The organism is Exiguobacterium aurantiacum, assembly GCF_001766415.1.
Taxonomy (GTDB): domain Bacteria; phylum Bacillota; class Bacilli; order Exiguobacteriales; family Exiguobacteriaceae; genus Exiguobacterium; species Exiguobacterium aurantiacum_A.
Genome location: NZ_MKXO01000005.1, coordinates 195242 through 212369, shown reverse-complemented (window position 1 = coordinate 212369; position 17128 = coordinate 195242). Strand labels below are relative to the sequence as shown.

Genomic DNA, 17128 nt, shown 5'->3' with positions numbered 1-17128 from the left:
GTATTAGCCCCGATTTCTCGTGGTTATCCCAGACCTGAGGGCAGGTTCTTTACGTGTTACTCACCCGTCCGCCGCTCATTCCGTCGACTTCCCCCCGAAGGGTTCCGTCGATTTCCTGCGCTCGACTTGCATGTATTAGGCACGCCGCCAGCGTTCGTCCTGAGCCAGGATCAAACTCTCCAAAGAATTTGATATAGCTCTTGAAAATGACGAAGCTTGCGCTTCAATCAAAACTTGTAAAACTTTTTTGCCTCATCGTTCAGTTTTCAAAGTTCGTCTGTCGCGCTTGGCGACTCAATTAATTTATCACGTTTCCTGATTAAAAGTCAACAACTTTTTTCACAAATTGTTTTTCTGGAATAATCATTTGCCGTGACAACGTTTATAACTATAATGCCTATTTACCACCGCGTCAATAAAAAATAACAAGAAAATAAAAAAAGATTGGATCTCTGTATTTAGAGACCCAATCCCAATCAATTTGTAGCCAGTGGCACGTATCCTGTCTTTTCAACAAGTGACTGTCCTTCTTCAGACGTCAGCCATTCGATGAACGGCTTATATTGCTCGTATTTGTCGGTCGTCGTGACCGCATAAAACTCGGATGTGATCGGGTACGTCCCGTCCCCGATCGTCTCGACCGTAGGCGCGACATCATCGACCCGTAACAATTTAATCGCATGTTCATCTACCATCTCCGTTGCATAAAAGCGGAACGAGAATCCGATGGCATTTTTATGGTTTTGATAGGAAGCCGTCTGTTCGATGATGCCACCCATTCCTTCCGGGACATCCTCGACCGGGGCGTCCATAAGCTTTGTGTCCCCCATCAAACGCTGCAAAGCCGTTTGGCTCCCGCTGTCTTCTGGCCGTTGGAACGCTCGAATCGAATCTTTTTTACCACCGACTTCATCCCAACTCGTAATGTCCCCTGCATAGATGTTTTGAATTTGTTCCAATTCGAGCGAGTCGACCGGATTGTCTTCATGTACAAAAAAGACGAACGCCTCACGGCCGATCGGTGTCATCTGAAACTCTACTCCTTGTCGCTCAGCTACTGCCAACTGTTGATCGGACGGTCCGGCTACAAAGATGATATCCGTTTTCCCTTTAACCAATCGCTCATACGCTGTACCTGTCGTCGTCGAGACGACCGAGCTGACTTCAGGGCTATCGGGGTTATAATCCGCTTCAGGATAAACCGCCTCGACGAATGCAGCATACATCGGATACAGCGCCGTCGCGCCGTCTAGTCGGGGAATGTTTGTTCCAATCTCAAATGTTGAAGGCTTATCGAGTTCAGCCAAATCAGACTTAGGCTTGAACGGTTGATAGTCACGCAACGAGACGCCACGTTCTTCAATCCGTAATCCCGCCGTATACACGTAATATCCTTTCACGGAACTAAAGAAAACAATCCCGACAACCGTTCCAATTAAAGCGATACGTTTGAGTTGTCCTTTCGATAACGATGAAAAGTCATATAGCGCCATAATAACAATCAAGAGAACGACCACGTACCAAATCGTCCAAATGATCGGCCGCTCACTTCCGAGAGGATCGCCCATCGCAAACAATCCTGTCACAATTGATAAGAATCCAGCCGTAAATATAATAAACACGCTGCCGAGCAGAAATTTAGTAACCTTCATTCGATTCAGTTTCCCCATTCTCTTCTATATAGTTAAGCAATTTCATAAGCGACCGCTTCGACGCCTACTCCTTTTGTCGGACGTGTCACTGCCCGAACGTAACCTTTCCGGACTAAGAAGCCGACGATGCTGCCGAGGTCGACTTTTAACTCTTGTAAGTTCGGGTGCTCCATCAACTCCGAGAACGACCATGGTTCGTCACGTTGTTGCATCGCCTGCAAAAGTAACAACGTACCCGGCAAGACTTTAGATTGAATTAAATGCTCCATGCCGATGATGACCAGGTGAATACGTTGTTCGAGTGATTCGTGCCCGTTCACGAGTTCGTCGTGAAGCTTATACACTTCTAGGTCGAGTTTACGGACTTGCTTCCATAATACAATCTCTGGGTGGATTCCTGCCTCCAGGATGGAGAGCCGCGCCAAATGCGTGAGCGCATGGTGGATTTGGGTGAACGCATCTTGATGCTCTTCCTGTAAGAACAGTCCGCGCCCATCTTCGAAACGTCTAAGCAGCTTGGCGAACGCGAGCGAGAGTTGCAGTCGTTGTTCCTCGTTCGAGAAATTGCGCAACCGTTGCCTGAGCTCGAGCAAAAACTCATTTCGTTCGAACAGCACCATGCCGTCTTCGATCCAATGGATGGCACGCCGGTTCTCGTTCATTAGAATCCAACGATCCATCATCGAATCACTGACTATATGAAGAACGATTTTTTCTTGTCCGACTTGATAGTGTTTCACTGTCCAAAATGGTTCTTCCTTCGCTTCAATCACAATCAACAATCGATCCGATTGATCTGTTAATGGATCGCGCGGCCGTTTCTTCTTCACTTCAATGATGCCAAGCGTTGTTTTCAAGGCTGCATATTCTGAATAAATTGTTCGAGTCGCATATTCCATCGTCACCTTGATACCTTCTTTCTAATTAGTAAACGTCAATCGGTTCACACGATTATCTAATCTGATACAAAAATGATTCGCCTTCTTTTAAAATTCTCCTGCCACCGATTGTACGAACTTCTCAGCTTCGAGCAGATGAGCTATAGTAAAGACAGACATGGAGGGATTATGTATGAAAAAACGGGGGAATAAAATCAACCGCGCCAGAAACCTGGCTTTGCTGCTCGTGTTCGCTGGGATTGGGGTCATGTATCTCGGACTACTTGCCAAAAGCATCGCGTGGCTGATGATTATTTTCATGTTGCTCGGTTTCGTGATGGTACTGTCGAGCTCGGCGCTTTACTTCATCGTCGGCATGGCGTCGACGAAAGCAATCATCGTCACTTGTCCGAACTGTGAGAAAGAAACAAAGATGCTCGGACGTGTCGATCTATGTATGCATTGCGATGAACCGTTGACGATCGATCAATCGCTCGAAGGCAAAGACTTCGATGAGAAGTATAACAAACGTCAATCACACCAGAACGACTAAAAAAACATCCTCAGCCTGAGGATGTTTTTAATGTTTATGCGCTTGTTCAGTTTGGCAAGCCGGGCACGTCCCGTATACTTCGAGGCGGTGGCGATCCACTTTGAAACCTGTCAATTGAGAAGCGACGGCTTCAATCTCGTCAAGGACAGGATAGTTAAAGTCGACGACTTTCCCGCACGCATCACAGATAATGTGATAGTGACGTGATGTCACAAAATCGAAACGGCTCGAAGCGTCACCATAATTCATCTCTTGAACAAGTCCGATATCTTTAAAGACACGTAAGTTGTTATAGACGGTGGCGACACTCATGTTCGGGAACCTATCCGAAAGTGCCTTATAAATGTCATCCGCTGTCGGGTGACTGTGCTCCGTGACGAGGTACTCCAAAATCGCCTGTCGCTGAGGCGTCATTCTGACTCCATGTTCTCGGAGCGACTGAACAGCATGGTCAAGCATTTCGCTTCCCACGTCAATCCCTCATTTCTTCTATTAGAATTTATGCGAAGTGTCTGTTTAGAATTAACCTATTTCTTACATAGTAATCTTTATAAATAGTGTACTGATTTCTAAACCCTTCGTCAAACGTTGAGCTTATGCGGTTGACGGCTGTGATACAATAATTGCGAATTTGTAAAAGGAGGCAATACATATGACAACATCATCAAATCGTAAAATTTCAGACGTACTATATGAAGACGCATTGACGCATATCGTCGGGGGTGTCAACAGTCCCTCACGTTCGTTCAAAGCGGTCGGCGGCGGTGCCCCGGTTTATATGGAGCGCGGCGAAGGTGCTTATTTTTATGATGTGGACGGCAACCGCTATATCGATTACTTGGCCGCATATGGACCAATCGTTACCGGCCATGCCCATCCCCATATCCACAACGCCCTCATCGAAGCGTCCTCAAAAGGGCTTCTTTACGGGACGCCTCACGCGCTTGAGGTCGACTTCGCCAAGAAACTAAAAGCGGCGATCCCATCGATGGACAAAGTCCGCTTCACCAATTCCGGGACCGAGGCCGTCATGACGACAATCCGTGTCGCCCGTGCCTATACCGGACGCGAACTCGTCGTCAAGTTCAGCGGCTGCTACCATGGCCATTCCGACTTGATGCTGATTGCGGCGGGAAGCGGACCGGCGACGCTCGGCTCACCCGACTCAGCCGGTGTGACCCGCGCCACGGCGAAAGAAGTTATCACCGTCCCGTTCAACGACGTCGAGTCGTACCGGGCGATGATGAACGAATGGGGCGATCAAGTCGCTTGCGTTCTCGTCGAACCGATCGTCGGAAACTTCGGGATCGTTGAGCCAAAACCCGGCTTCTTGCAAGCCATCAACGAGATCACCCATGAACACGGCGCGCTCGTCATTTACGACGAAGTCATCACAGCGTTCCGGTTCACGTACGGAAGTGCCCAACAAGTGTACAACATCGAGCCAGACATGACGGCGCTCGGTAAAATCATCGGTGGTGGACTTCCAATCGGAGCATACGGCGGGAAAGCAGAAATCATGGAGACGGTCGCACCGCTCGGACCCGCTTACCAAGCCGGGACGATGGCCGGAAACCCCGCCTCGATGGCGACCGGACTCGCTTGCCTCGAAGTGCTCGAGCAACCGGGCGTCTATGAAACATTAGATTCGTTAGGCGCACGTCTCGAAGCAGGGATCCGTGAAGCCGCGAAAACTCACGGCGTCACGATCACGCTTAACCGCCTAAAAGGCGCGCTCACCGTCTACTTCACGGACGAGATCGTCACGGACTACGAAGGAGCCGAGAAGTCGGACGGCGAAGTATTCGGCCGCTTCTTCAAATTGATGCTTGAGAACGGTGTCAACTTGGCCCCTTCTAAATATGAGGCGTGGTTCTTGACGACGGAACATACGGAACAAGATATCGATGAGACGATTGTCGCAGTAAATCGCGCGTTCGCACAGCTATAAAACAAGGAGATGCCGCGGCATCTCCTTTTATGTTCATACGGACGGACGAATCCACAATTGATCATATCGCGGGTGACCGAACACATCGAGCGGCACATCTCCAAAGAAACTCGGAAAGCGGCGCTCACGAGCGACATGATACAGCGGGATGACGAGGGCCTCCTCAGTCAAATAGCGTTCGACTTCGCGATGCAGCATCGACCAAGCGCTCATGTCAGTTTGTTGATAGCGGTCCATCATCGCCCGGAGTTCCACTTCATTCGCGAGCAATTTGCCGACAAGCGACAGTTCACTCGTCAAAAAGGCTAGGAACGCCAAATCGAGATCTTCACTCATCATCTCTCCGCATAAAATCAAATCGGCACGGCAAAGCGTCTCATCTTGTAACAAAGACCCAATCGTATACGTCTCAGTCTCGACGGTAAACCCGGCCGTCCGCAACTGTGTAGCCACGAGCGCCGCGTCTTGCGCCGCCACTTCAAACGGCAAGTGCAACAGCCGGAGCGGACGCTGACAAACCGTTCCCTCCCCGGGCACGTGAACGGGACGACTCGTCTCCGGAAAAAATCCGTGTGCTACTTGGTGGCGCTCTCCTCCCATCTCCACAAACGCCTCTTTTTGAATCGCTCGTTGAATCGCACGACGCGCCGGCGCATCGTCCTTCAACCAGGACTGCCTCATGTTGAACACGAGATAGCGTGCTCCCGCCTCGGCGATCCACTTCACGAGGCTATGGTCGTCACGGGTGCTCCATTTCGCATAATCCGTTTCGGAAAACGTGACGAATTCAACCACATCCAAAGACGGTCTCGGCCGGAGCCCGCGCTCGAACGCCCTTAAACGTACGACTTCCTCCGACGTCTGCTCCAGCTTGAACGGCCCCGTCCCCACGACCCCTTCGGCCCCTTGATACGTGATCGAGGCCGGGGTTTGGGCGAGAAGTCGTTCGATATAGGCCATATGTGCTTTCGTATGTAAATCGATGACGTACGATGCTTTGGACTCGACCCGTTCGATCGGTGCGAACAGCCATACTTGTTTGCCATGATCCAATAACCGATTCAACGAGTAGACGATGTCCTTGGCCGATAGCGTCACCCCGTTATGAAACGTTACCCCTTTGCGGATATAGCAACGAAATCCGAACGGCATCTCCTCTATATAGTGGGCGAGCGAGGGCTGGACAGTCGTCCCGTCCCATTCGAACAGGCGGTCGAAGACGTGCCGTGACAAAGACGCCTCCATCGCGATGTGGATATCGAGCGGATCGAGCGATTCAAGCGCTCTCGTCCGCGGAAAAATGAACCGGTCTTCTTCAGTCTGCTCAAAACCAAAACGGCTCCAAATAAGTGCTTGAATCACTTCTCGCAAGGCGGGTGGCCAGTCCCATTCCAACCACTTGGCCGCATCGGCCATCGAGGCCTGAACGAAAGACTCATCGATCCAAACTCTCAGGGTTCGGTCAAACTCCGGCTGAAAGCGGAGCACCGATTCATGGCCTCGTCCTTTCCCCGGCCGATACTCCACCCACCCGAACGTTTCCCACGCCTTCATATCCCGTTTCACTTGTTTCTCGCTATAGCCGACCGTATCGACCGCTTCCCGTAGCGTCAGTTCCACTTTGTTCTGTTCCAACGCACGACGATAAATCGCCACCAGCTTCGCATTCATGTCGTTCCCCCTAAAAGTGGACATCTAAAAATCATTTGTCTCTTTTTACCAAGTGTAGTCCACGTTTAAAGTAGTGACAAGGAGGTGCTCGCATGAAATTCAAAGATTTCCCATTAAATGTTCGACTCCGACTCGTCTGCGGCTTTTTCATCCGTATCGTCGGCTCGGCTATCTTTCCATTCATGGCTTTATATTTTTCCGAAGAACTCGGCAAAATCGTCGCTGGAATCATCATGACGTCGTTTGTTGTCGTCGGCTACGTTACCGGCTTGTTTGGCGGGTACTTCTCAGACCGTTTCAACCGCAAGCACGTGCTTCAAATCGGTCAGATCGTCCAAATCCTTTGTTTTATGGGGATGACGGTCGCCATTCATCCGTCGAATAACTGGGCGCTCGTCGTCGCCGTGCTTTACTTCGGTCACGCCGTCGCGAACGGATTGAACTACCCTGCTCTCGAAGCCATCGTCATCGATTCGATGGAAGAGTCGAACCGTAAAGCGATTTACGTGTATGACTACTGGCTCGTCAATTTGGCGATTGCCGGCGGCGTCATGCTCGGAGGTGCTTTTTATCGAGATTATCGTTTCGGACTATTCGTCGGGATGACGCTCGTGTTGACGATCACGACGCTCGTCTTGCAACGTTTTCTCGTTGATAGCTATAAAGGAAATCGTTCGACGTCTGCTAACCCGCTCGTCGGCGTGTATCAAAACTATCGAATCGCACTCAGTGACCGTCGTTGGATGCTGTTCGTCCTCGGTAGTATGCTCGTCTTCTCGACCGAGTTCCATATGGCAAACTATATCGGTGTCCATTTGGCCGAATCGTTCACAGAACGGTCGATCGTCGGCGTCCCGTTTGACGGTGTACGCATGATGGCGTTCATGCAGCTTGAGAACACGTTGCTCGTCGTCGCCATCACGTTCGCGGTCACCGCTTTCGTGAAACGCTACCGGGAAAAGTATATCTTCTTCATCGGCTTATCCTTATACGTGACGGCATATGCCGCGATTACGTCAATGAACTCGTTCATCACGCTTGCCGTCCTCGCCATCGTCTTCACCATTGGGGAGTTGCTCTATTCGCCGATTCGACAAGTGAAACAAATCGACTTGATCGACCCGACTCGACGGGCCTCATACCTCGCCTTCGGAGGCTTGACGTTCCACGGGGCGAAACTTGTCGCCGCAGCCGGCATCGTCGTCGGCGCGTTCATCGGGCCGGTATTCATGAGCGGCTACATGTTCTTATTCGGCGCCCTTGGAGGTTACCTTTATTACGTCTCGCTCTACAAGATGGAGCCTGCCCGTCAGCTCGCCGCTTGACGTTTGAGCATTCGTTCGAACGGATAAAGTCAGGAGAGAAGGAGGCGCTCCCTATGCCAGCCATTGTCTTATTCGACGGAGACTGCAACTTTTGTGACGCCAGTGTGCAGTTCATCTTAAATCGTGATTCAACAGGAAACTTCCATTTCGCCTCACTTCAAGGCGAGGCCGGACAAGCAATCCGAAAACGTCATCGTATCCCGGATACGGTCGACAGCATCGTTTTGATCAAAGACGGCGTCCCCTATTTGAAATCGGACGCGGCGACCCGAATCGCCGGAGGATTGGACGGGAACTGGCGGATGCTTCGCTTCGTCCGACTCGTCCCTAAACCGCTTCGTGATTTCGGTTACGACATCATCGCGAACAACCGCTATCGCTGGTTCGGTCAAAAAGAGACGTGCAAACTGCCGACCCCGGAAGAACGGAGTCGCTTTATCGACCAAACATTAAACCAGCCGACTCATCAATGAGCCGGCTGGTTTTTTTAGTCCATGCATGTCAAGTACGTCCAGTGGCACTCTGGCATCGGATTACCCATAAAGCTGACCCCGAGGTCGTCCGCCCGGTGGATCGTCATCCATGGCGCATCGCCGACCTGAACGTACACTTCATGATGCGGCGACTGGGTGTGACTTCCGGACAGTTTGAACGTCGCACTGTTTTTAAGTGCCGTGACGATGGTGTATTTAATATCCGGCGCCACGACGAGCGGATTACCTACCGAGTGTTGCAAACGAAATGCAACCTTCCCCCGCTCGATGTCGACATCTTCTACGTACACGCGGTCGACCGAGGCGACGTCTTCACCCGTCAATCGGTGATGCTTCGTATAACCACGGGTCACATTCGCATCTTTTTTTAACGAGATAATCGGAATATCGGTCAACCCCTCGACTTTCACTTCCGTCCGGGTCCGATATTCGGTCGCATGGACGTTATACGGTCGTCCGTCCCCTTCAAAATACGGATGCGGTGACATCAGGTTCGGGTTTTTAATCATCGGGGGACGAATGAACGTCTGGACACGCAGGTTAATGCCATCGACCGTGGCTACGTCCGGACGTGTCGGACTGACGAGGAAATACATCGTGTAGAGCTCCTTGTCACGCCTCGTATCCGACTTCATCTCTTTCGCGAGCGACATCGCTTTTCCGACCATATGCACGAGACGGGTCCCCGGTTTATCATCCCGCTTGACCGGACGCAAAGCCCGAACTTCATAGAGCGTCGGTTGTTCGAGCGGTGTCTCGTCGATGTATCCGCTCCCGACGATTTCCGCGATACGGCGTCCTTCACGATATACCGCATACGTGTCGACGTCCGCGATCGGGTCCCACTGTAAATACGTTCCGCTCGGCGCCACGACCGCCGACGTCAGATGACGATTCCAATACAAGTCGTCATTTGGATTAACAGCCGCAGTATACAGTTTTGCCACTTCGCCAAACTCGTCCGAGATACGGTAAGCGACTTGCTCCCCAACGCTCGTCTCCCGGTCGACATAATGCTGATCCGTCCCCTCATACACGTACTTCCCGTTGCGTGTGACGCGCACTTTCCCATCAAACGACCACGTTAACTCTAACCCGTCGTTGAGCGGACGGACATTGATCAATCCTTCCCCATTCATCATCGTGTCATCCCCCTTTTGGCATGTCGTTTCTTCATTCCCGTCTACTAGATACGGAAAACAAAAAAAGACTTCGAGTTGAACTCGAAGCCTCACTCCACGACAGCTAAGTCTTGGATCATATACAAATCATAGTAAGCGCCACGGCGACGCATCAATTCTTCATGCGTTCCCGCTTCCATGATTCGACCGTTGTCGACGACGACAATTTTATCGGCGTCGGTGATCGTTGATAGGCGGTGGGCGACGATGAGCGTCGTCCGTCCTTTCGTCAATCTTGCGAGCGAATCTTGGATCATCGACTCACTCTCGAGGTCGAGCGCACTCGTCGCCTCATCGAGAATGATGATCGGCGGGTGTTTGAGGAAGACGCGGGCGATGGCAAGACGTTGCTTCTGTCCCCCCGACAGCTTCACGCCTTTTTCGCCGACCGGCGTGTTGTAACCGTCCTGCAAGTTCATGATGAACTCGTGGGCGTTGGCCGCTTTCGCAGCGGCGATGACGGCATCGTCCGTCGCTTCCGGATTCCCCATCCGGATGTTCATGGCGACCGACTCACTGAAGAGAACCGAATCTTGCATGACCATGCCGATTTGGTCGCGAAGGGCCCGGAGTTTAAAGTCACGGACATCGACGCCGTCGATTTTGATACTGCCGTCCGTCACGTCATAAAAGCGTGGAATCAAACTGACGAGCGTCGATTTCCCGCCGCCGGACATGCCGACGAAGGCGATCCGTTCCCCGGACCGGATGTGCAGGCTGACGTCATGCAAAGCACGCGTCCCTTCTTTCTCATAGGCAAAGCCGACACGGTCGAGTTCGATATCCCCGGCCGTCTGCACCGGCACGAACGCATCGCGTTTCTGTTCGATATCATACGGCTCATCGAGAAATTCAAAGACCCGGTCCATCGACGCGACCGACTGCGTGAGCGTCGTCGCCGAGTTGACGAGACGGCCGAGCGGTGCGTAGAGGCGGTCGATATAAGCGATGAAGGCGACGAGCGTCCCGAGCGAGACGTCGTCTTGTAAGACGAGCCAAGAAGCCGACGTAAAGATCAAGATTGGCGCGATGTCCGTGATTGTCGAAACGACGACGTACGTCTTCGCATTCCAACCTGTATGGCGAAGTGCGGCTTTCAAGAAGCCACCGTTCTGTTGTTCAAACGCCTTGTTCTCATACGGCTCGAGCGCGAAACTGCGGATGACGGCCATACCGTTGACACGTTCGGTCAAATGGCCTTGAAGATCAGCGAGCGCGGCCGAGCGTTCCCGGGTGAGGCGGCGCAAGCGTCCATAGAAGTAGCGGACGGCGATCGCATAAAACGGGAGCGGCAAGATAGCGATGAGCGTCAGTTGCGGGTCGATCGTATACATGATGGCGATGGCGATCAAAATCGTGACCATATCGAGCCAAATGTTCATGAGTCCCGTGATGACAAAGTCTTTCGTCTGCTCGACATCGTTAATGATACGCGAGATGATTTGCCCGGTCTTATTGTTCGAATAGTAACGAAGCGATAGCTTTTGCACGTGATCGAACAATCGGTTCCGAACGTCGAACAAAATTCGTGTTGCGGCCCATTGCGCTAAATATTGCCGCAAATACTCGATCGGCGGCTTCAAGACGAGGAAGATGAAGAAGACGATGCTGAACAACCAAACGAGCTCAGTGTAATCCGCCGCCGGGTCCGGCTCCGTCAAATATTTATCGATCACATGTCTATAAAGTAGCGGCAATCCGAGAGGGATTGAGAATTTCAAGATCCCGACGAAAATCGTCAAAGCAATTTGTTTTTTATATGGTTTTACAAACTGTAAATAGCGTCTAACACTTCCCATAGAGCCCTCCTTCAAGAAAAAAAGCGGAGATGAGTACTCATCTCCGGTAACGTGCTTCGTATTCGCGATACCATTCATCGACGAATGTTGGGTTGAACGGCCCTTTCCGTCCTCGAATCCAGTTGATAAGTTCTTGAACGTTCTGTTTCAAGATTCGATCAATCGCTTTCGGATAATTCATTTCGCGACGATGCCGCTCATATTCATCCTCATCTAAAATCGTGTACGACATATCCGGGAACACTTTAATATCTAAATCGTAGTCAATGTACTTGATGGCTCGTTCTGCCCCATCGAACGTTGTCGGCGAACCTAGATTACAGTAATAGTAAATCCCGTCTTCGCGAATCATACAGATGACATTAAACCAAAACTCAGATGAAAAGTAGCAAATTGCCGGCTCTCTTGTTCTCCATTGCCGGCCGTCTGATTCACTGACCATAATGCGGTCGTTGAACCCAATCATATCCGTTTTTGACGATTGAAGGACGAGCGTTTCTTCCCAAACGCGATGCAAAGTCCCGTTGTGCTTGTAGCTCTGTATCTCGATCTTGCTACCTGCTTTGGGAAATAAGCTCATAAGCTCCTCCTTTCCGCTATGATGCTGTACATTCTCATTTTTAATTATAGCGACTTTCAGAACCAATGAAAAAGGAAATCTCTTATTTTCACGAATTTAGTGCTTTTTGGAAGGCGACGGCTCGTCCTGCGAACATCGGGCGGAGAATAAACTGCTCGACAATCGCTTCGGGTAAGTAACTATCGAACGTCACTTCATCGACCATGACGGCCTTCCCATCGACTTCTTTCACACTGTGAACGTGGCAAAAGCGTTTAAACGGGAACGGCAAAGTCACACCTTGGTCACAAAATGCGTGCCGCCCCGCTAACGTGATCGCACTGATCCACGGCAGCGTGACCGGTCCGACACCGACACGGAGATGGATTCGATTACCTTCTACGGACGCGCCATTTCCGACGAGCGTCACTTCTGGAAACGTCGTCAGTTCAGATAAAAGCGACGCGTCTTGCAACAATTCCCACAATGCCTCGACGGAAGTGTCGAACGGCGTTTCGACGTCAAACTGTCTCATTTCTATCCCCTACCAATCGTTCTAGTTTTTGTTGGGCAACCGACACGGTCAACACATCCCGCTCGTCCCCGGCGAGCCAAATCCACTCCTCGTCCGGCAACGTTTCGACCTCATATAAATCGACGTACCAGATGATGTGTGAAAACACGTGTTTCACTTGTCCAATATAGGTTCCGTTTAACTGTTCCCCCGTTCCACGATCTGTAAGCGGGTATTGCCACATTCCCGCGAGCAGACCTGTATCGGGCCGCTGAACGTAGGCGATGCGACCGTCACGTTTACAGTAGAGGGCATCGAACATCTCGATCCGGGCCGCGCCTTTTTTCGTCTTGACCGGAAGTTCATCCTGGACGTGATGCGCATAGGCGTAACATTCGTCTTGGACTGGACAGAGCGAGCACATCGGATTTTTCGGGGTACAGACGGTCGCACCGAGCTCCATGACAGCTTCATTAAAATCGGAGGCATGCTCCGGGTCCATCAGGCGCCGAATGACTTGATCAAAAATCTTCCGCGTCTTTGGTACGGCGATATCTTCATAGATGCCAAACTGGCGGGCCATGACGCGCATGACGTTCCCGTCGACGGCAGGCTCGGGCTGATTGTAGGCGATCGAGAGCACGGCTCCGGTCGTATACGGACCGACCCCTTTCAATTTTTCAAACAGTTCTTTTTCCTCCGGTACGACGCCGTCATACGTAGAGACGACTTCTTTTACCGCTTGATGGAGGTTACGAACGCGTGAGTAATATCCAAGCCCTTCCCAATATTTGACGACCTCGTCGGGATGAGCCTCTGCTAAGTCCTCGATCGTCGGGAAGCGGTCCATGAATCGGTTGTAATAAGGGATGACGGTATCGACGCGCGTCTGTTGGAGCATGACTTCGCTCACCCACACCCGGTACGGATTTTTCCCGTGTCGCCACGGCAAATCGCGTTTTTCACGATTGAACCAGGTGAGTAAATTTTCATTGAACTGACGAATAGTATAATTTGTGAACAATTTATCAATATCGAGCATTTTGTTTCCCCTCGTTTTAAAAATATTGTATGATGGTAGCGATCATTGAACGTCGTTTCTTTATTAACGGAGGTGCTGAAGCACATTGGATACTGCGACACACATTGGAATGGGCCTTGGTTTAAGCGCCCTTGCGACACTTAGCCCGGAAGTAGCAGGCGACTCGCAAATGTTCTTGGCTATGACGGCTACCGCTCTTGTCGGTTCGCATGCGCCAGACTTTGACACCGTCTTCAAACTTAAAGGAAACAGCACGTATTTACGCCAGCACCGCGGTCTTTCACACGGAATCACCGCACTTCTTGCTTGGCCGATCATCGTCAGTGCCATCATCGGTATGGTACTTGGCGTCAACCCTGCTTCATTATGGGTCATGGCACAAATCGCGGTATTGTTACACGTCACCGTCGACTTGTTCAACGCTTACGGGACGCAAGCCCTGCAACCTTTCTCAAAGAAATGGATTGGCTGGGGCGTCATCGGAACGTTTGACCCCTACTTGTTCTCTGCTTATTACGGAGCATATGTATTATGGCTTATCACAGGGGCAACTGTCCCGATTTTTGCACTGCTCATTGCGCTCGTCATCAGTTACTATGCGATTCAGTTCAAACTACGTAACCGTGCGCTCGCAACGGTCGCCCGTCACTTCGCCGGTGCCCATGAGCTCTTTATCTCACCAGGTATTGGTTGGGACGACTGGCACGTCGCCGTTCGTTTCCGCAACGGACTCGGTGCGGTCAAAGTGAAAAAAGGTGAAGTCATCGAATGTGGTCGCTTCCGTGACAAGGCGATGCCTGGCGAAGACGACCTGCATTTCGTCGAAGCACGTAAAAATGCAGACTTGCAGTCGTTCTTGGCATTTTCAAAAATTCACACATACACGGTCACACGTCATAACGGCATGATCGAGTACCGGTTCACAAACTTGCGCTACTTCTCGAAAGACATCTACCCGTTCGTCGCTGTCGTCATCGTCGACGAAGAGTCGAACGAAGTCTTGTCTTCGTTCACCGGTTGGGTGTTCAGCGAAGAAAGCTTACAAAAGAAACTTGTCTATGAACAGTAAAAAGTCGCTCTCACGAGCGACTTTTTCTTATGCTTCAGACTCCTTGAATTGGAGCTTGGATTCGAACGTCTCCTCGCGCGTCGTCCCCCGAATCGTCAAGTTACCGGTCAAAACGAACTCGTCAGGCTGCCCGTTCGCATTAACCGCAAACTCGATAAACGTGATTAAGCTTTGTGCCGGGTCGACCTAATATGTTTTTGCCGTGAGTGCGTCCACTCCTTCGATTTGAAACTGATTCCACGATACTCTGTTTACGGCAAATCTTGGCTTCAAAACATCCTGACAGAATTGTGTCAAATTATTGTCAAAAAATTTTGACTTTTATCACTACAACCCGTTAGGATGAAAAAGGGAGCTATTGGCTTACTACAAAATGTAAGCGCATACATAGAGCCCCTATACTTTACGGAAAAGGGAGGAACGATCATGATTTATGAAGTACCGAACTCTGCAGGCACGAAAGTCCAGTTCAAGGACCGCTATGAGAACTACATCAACGGAAAGTGGACAGCACCTTCAGGGGGAGACTATTTTGAGAACACCTCTCCGGTAAATGGTAAAGTGTTATGCGAGGTCGCTCGGTCGACGAAAGAAGATATCGAGCTGGCACTGGACGCGGCCCATGCCGCCAAAGGCGCCTGGGGCAAAACATCGGTCACCGAACGCTCGGTCATTTTAAACAAGATTGCCGACCGAATGGAAGAAAACCTTGAGATGCTCGCTTACGCGGAGACGTGGGAGAATGGAAAAGCCGTCCGTGAGACGTTGAACGCCGACCTGCCGCTCGCGATCGATCACTTCCGCTATTTCGCCGGTGTCATCCGCTCGCAAGAAGGCGGCATCAGCGAGCTCGACAACGACACGGTCGCCTATCACTTCGCGGAACCGCTCGGCGTCGTCGCTCAAATCATCCCATGGAACTTCCCGATTTTGATGGCAATCTGGAAAGTCGCACCGGCACTCGCCGCCGGCAACTGCATCGTCTTAAAACCGGCCGAACAGACACCGGCCTCGATTATGGTACTGATGGAGCTGATTGAAGACTTGCTGCCGCCAGGCGTGCTCAACATCGTCAATGGCTTCGGACTCGAGGCCGGGAAGCCGCTCGCCTCAAGTAACCGTGTCGACAAAGTCGCGTTCACTGGCGAAACGACGACGGGCCGATTGATCATGCAATACGCGTCGCAAAACATCATCCCGGTGACGCTCGAACTCGGGGGCAAGTCACCGAATATCTTCTTCGCCGACATTATGGATGCGGACGATGATTTCTTTGACAAAGCGATCGAAGGGCTCGTCATGTTCGCGTTAAACCAAGGCGAAGTGTGCACGTGTCCATCGCGCGCCCTCATCCACGAGTCGATTTATGAGCCGTTTATGGCACGCGTCCTCGAGCGCGTCAAAGCGATCAAGCTCGGCAACCCGCTCGACCCTGACGTTATGATGGGTGCTCAAGCATCAAATGAACAGCTGGAGAAGGTTTTATCGTATCTTGAGATCGGAAAAGCCGAAGGAGCCGAATGTTTGATCGGCGGTGAGCGCAACATGATGGACGGTGACCTCGCCGACGGCTATTACGTTCAACCGACCATCTTTAAAGGTCACAACAAGATGCGCATCTTCCAAGAAGAAATCTTTGGTCCAGTCTTGTCGGTGACGACGTTCAAGGACGACGCGGACGCGCTCGCCATCGCGAACGATACGCTCTATGGTCTCGGCGCCGGCGTCTGGACACGCGATATGAACCGGGCTTATCGGTTCGGCCGTGAGATTCAAGCGGGTCGTGTTTGGATCAACTGTTACCATCAGTATCCGGCCCATGCCGCGTTCGGCGGTTACAAAATGTCTGGGATCGGACGTGAAAATCATAAGATGATGCTCAACCATTACCAACGTACGAAAAATATGCTCGTCAGCTACAGCGAACAAAAACTCGGGTTCTTTTAAGATGGTGCGTCGCGTCGAGGCCACCCCCGCCACGCTCGCGCTCCTCGAGCAGTTGCTTGCGAAACACGGTCCGCTCCTGTTCCACCAGTCGGGCGGTTGCTGTGACGGGAGCTCACCGATGTGCTTCCCGCAAGATGAGTTCATGATTGGCGATCACGACGTCCTGCTCGGAGAGATCGGCGGCTGTCCGTTCTATATCCACGAGAAGCAGTACGAGTATTGGAAGCACACCCAGCTCATCATCGACGTCGTCGACGGCCGGGGCGGCATGTTCTCGGTCGAAGGCGTCGAAGGGAAACGGTTTTTGAGCCGTTCCCGCGTATTCACAGACGAGGAGCGTGCCGAGTTGCAACAGTCTTGATTGTTTTTTTGACCAGTCATCTTAACAGATGGTTGGTCTTTTTTGTGATTCACCGTGTACTTTTCAATTTCTTATTTCCAATAATCCCCAAAAATCACTCAATCGTTTCTCGTCATCTTGTATAGTGAACGT

Annotated in this window: 16 protein-coding genes and 1 rRNA gene; 7 read left to right on the top strand and 10 right to left on the bottom strand. The window is 51.2% G+C overall.

Going from position 1 to position 17128, the window contains the following annotated elements:
* From BJU60_RS11375 to BJU60_RS11365, 3 genes are all read right to left on the bottom strand, one after another.
* Positions 1-186: ribosomal RNA gene (locus BJU60_RS11375) — 16S ribosomal RNA — on the bottom strand; the annotation flags it as partial.
* A 290-nt stretch (positions 187-476) separates the two neighbouring features.
* Positions 477-1652 carry a PstS family phosphate ABC transporter substrate-binding protein gene (locus BJU60_RS11370; RefSeq protein WP_254281694.1) on the bottom strand — a complete coding sequence of 392 codons (1176 nt, stop codon included), beginning with the start codon at positions 1650-1652 and terminating at the stop codon, positions 477-479.
* Positions 1653-1684: 32 nt separating this feature from the next.
* Positions 1685-2551 (bottom strand): nucleotidyltransferase-like protein, encoded by an 867-nt coding sequence (locus BJU60_RS11365; protein WP_070328983.1) that lies wholly within the window; start codon positions 2549-2551, stop codon positions 1685-1687.
* Positions 2552-2723: 172 nt separating this feature from the next.
* Here BJU60_RS11365 and BJU60_RS11360 point away from each other — a divergent pair, with 172 nt between their 5' ends.
* Complete coding sequence (locus BJU60_RS11360) at positions 2724-3083, top strand: YgzB family protein (protein WP_070328968.1); 360 nt, start codon at positions 2724-2726, stop codon at positions 3081-3083.
* A 27-nt stretch (positions 3084-3110) separates the two neighbouring features.
* On the opposite strand, the gene perR is transcribed toward BJU60_RS11360, so the two are convergent.
* Positions 3111-3542, bottom strand: coding sequence for a peroxide-responsive transcriptional repressor PerR (gene perR, locus BJU60_RS11355; RefSeq protein WP_131441208.1), 432 nt, complete (start codon positions 3540-3542; stop codon positions 3111-3113).
* Between the two features lie 193 nt (positions 3543-3735).
* On the opposite strand from perR, the gene BJU60_RS11350 reads away from it, so the two are divergent.
* Positions 3736-5034 (top strand): glutamate-1-semialdehyde 2,1-aminomutase, encoded by a 1299-nt coding sequence (locus BJU60_RS11350; RefSeq protein ID WP_070328966.1) that lies wholly within the window; start codon positions 3736-3738, stop codon positions 5032-5034.
* 33 nt (positions 5035-5067) lie between these two features.
* Here the strand turns inward: BJU60_RS11350 and BJU60_RS11345 are convergent, their stop codons facing one another.
* Positions 5068-6705, bottom strand: a complete 1638-nt coding sequence (locus BJU60_RS11345; protein WP_070328965.1) for an ABC transporter substrate-binding protein — start codon at positions 6703-6705, stop codon at positions 5068-5070.
* 92 nt (positions 6706-6797) lie between these two features.
* On the opposite strand from BJU60_RS11345, the gene BJU60_RS11340 reads away from it, so the two are divergent.
* Together BJU60_RS11340 and BJU60_RS11335 are read left to right on the top strand one after the other, a co-directional pair.
* Positions 6798-8030 (top strand): MFS transporter, encoded by a 1233-nt coding sequence (locus tag BJU60_RS11340; RefSeq protein WP_070328964.1) that lies wholly within the window; start codon positions 6798-6800, stop codon positions 8028-8030.
* A 53-nt stretch (positions 8031-8083) separates the two neighbouring features.
* Positions 8084-8503: a thiol-disulfide oxidoreductase DCC family protein gene (locus BJU60_RS11335; RefSeq protein ID WP_070328963.1), complete on the top strand. Its 420-nt coding sequence runs from the start codon at positions 8084-8086 to the stop codon at positions 8501-8503.
* 14 nt (positions 8504-8517) lie between these two features.
* Here BJU60_RS11335 and BJU60_RS11330 read toward each other — a convergent pair whose 3' ends face one another.
* The 5 genes from BJU60_RS11330 to mutY form a co-directional block, all read right to left on the bottom strand.
* Entirely contained in the window at positions 8518-9666 is a 1149-nt protein-coding gene (locus BJU60_RS11330; RefSeq protein WP_070328962.1) for a DUF3238 domain-containing protein, read from the bottom strand.
* Between the two features lie 89 nt (positions 9667-9755).
* Positions 9756-11504, bottom strand: a complete 1749-nt coding sequence (locus BJU60_RS11325; RefSeq protein WP_070328961.1) for an ABC transporter ATP-binding protein — start codon at positions 11502-11504, stop codon at positions 9756-9758.
* 37 nt (positions 11505-11541) lie between these two features.
* Positions 11542-12084 (bottom strand): nucleoside tri-diphosphate phosphatase, encoded by a 543-nt coding sequence (gene ntdP, locus BJU60_RS11320; RefSeq protein WP_021067741.1) that lies wholly within the window; start codon positions 12082-12084, stop codon positions 11542-11544.
* A gap of 88 nt (positions 12085-12172) precedes the next feature.
* The gene (locus BJU60_RS11315; RefSeq protein ID WP_070328960.1) at positions 12173-12598 is read right to left on the bottom strand and encodes a hypothetical protein; all 426 of its coding nucleotides are present in this window, start codon (positions 12596-12598) and stop codon (positions 12173-12175) included.
* Positions 12585-13619 (bottom strand): A/G-specific adenine glycosylase, encoded by a 1035-nt coding sequence (gene mutY, locus BJU60_RS11310; RefSeq protein WP_070328959.1) that lies wholly within the window; start codon positions 13617-13619, stop codon positions 12585-12587. The genes BJU60_RS11315 and mutY overlap by 14 nt, the downstream gene beginning before the upstream one ends.
* Before the next feature lie 109 nt (positions 13620-13728).
* Between mutY and BJU60_RS11305 the strand changes: the two genes are divergently transcribed.
* The 3 genes from BJU60_RS11305 (at position 13729) to BJU60_RS11295 (ending at position 16996) form a co-directional block, all read left to right on the top strand.
* Positions 13729-14688: a metal-dependent hydrolase gene (locus tag BJU60_RS11305; protein ID WP_236641229.1), complete on the top strand. Its 960-nt coding sequence runs from the start codon at positions 13729-13731 to the stop codon at positions 14686-14688.
* A gap of 426 nt (positions 14689-15114) precedes the next feature.
* Complete coding sequence (gene exaC, locus BJU60_RS11300) at positions 15115-16635, top strand: acetaldehyde dehydrogenase ExaC (protein ID WP_070328957.1); 1521 nt, start codon at positions 15115-15117, stop codon at positions 16633-16635.
* Between the two features lies 1 nt (position 16636).
* The gene (locus BJU60_RS11295; protein WP_070328956.1) at positions 16637-16996 is read left to right on the top strand and encodes a DUF779 domain-containing protein; all 360 of its coding nucleotides are present in this window, start codon (positions 16637-16639) and stop codon (positions 16994-16996) included.
* Positions 16997-17128 lie beyond the last annotated feature (132 nt).

Coding starts and splice junctions, on each gene's coding strand:
- BJU60_RS11295 (WP_070328956.1), top strand. CDS start 16,637: ATGGTGCGTCGCGTCGAGGCCACCCCCGCCACGCTCGCGCTCCTCGAG.
- BJU60_RS11305 (WP_236641229.1), top strand. CDS start 13,729: ATGGGCCTTGGTTTAAGCGCCCTTGCGACACTTAGCCCGGAAGTAGCA.
- BJU60_RS11340 (WP_070328964.1), top strand. CDS start 6,798: ATGAAATTCAAAGATTTCCCATTAAATGTTCGACTCCGACTCGTCTGC.
- ntdP (WP_021067741.1), bottom strand. CDS start 12,084: ATGAGCTTATTTCCCAAAGCAGGTAGCAAGATCGAGATACAGAGCTAC.
- BJU60_RS11360 (WP_070328968.1), top strand. CDS start 2,724: ATGAAAAAACGGGGGAATAAAATCAACCGCGCCAGAAACCTGGCTTTG.
- BJU60_RS11330 (WP_070328962.1), bottom strand. CDS start 9,666: ATGATGAATGGGGAAGGATTGATCAATGTCCGTCCGCTCAACGACGGG.
- BJU60_RS11350 (WP_070328966.1), top strand. CDS start 3,736: ATGACAACATCATCAAATCGTAAAATTTCAGACGTACTATATGAAGAC.
- BJU60_RS11325 (WP_070328961.1), bottom strand. CDS start 11,504: ATGGGAAGTGTTAGACGCTATTTACAGTTTGTAAAACCATATAAAAAA.
- mutY (WP_070328959.1), bottom strand. CDS start 13,619: ATGCTCGATATTGATAAATTGTTCACAAATTATACTATTCGTCAGTTC.
- BJU60_RS11365 (WP_070328983.1), bottom strand. CDS start 2,551: ATGGAATATGCGACTCGAACAATTTATTCAGAATATGCAGCCTTGAAA.
- perR (WP_131441208.1), bottom strand. CDS start 3,542: ATGCTTGACCATGCTGTTCAGTCGCTCCGAGAACATGGAGTCAGAATG.
- BJU60_RS11370 (WP_254281694.1), bottom strand. CDS start 1,652: ATGAAGGTTACTAAATTTCTGCTCGGCAGCGTGTTTATTATATTTACG.
- BJU60_RS11315 (WP_070328960.1), bottom strand. CDS start 12,598: ATGAGACAGTTTGACGTCGAAACGCCGTTCGACACTTCCGTCGAGGCA.
- exaC (WP_070328957.1), top strand. CDS start 15,115: ATGATTTATGAAGTACCGAACTCTGCAGGCACGAAAGTCCAGTTCAAG.
- BJU60_RS11345 (WP_070328965.1), bottom strand. CDS start 6,705: ATGAATGCGAAGCTGGTGGCGATTTATCGTCGTGCGTTGGAACAGAAC.
- BJU60_RS11335 (WP_070328963.1), top strand. CDS start 8,084: ATGCCAGCCATTGTCTTATTCGACGGAGACTGCAACTTTTGTGACGCC.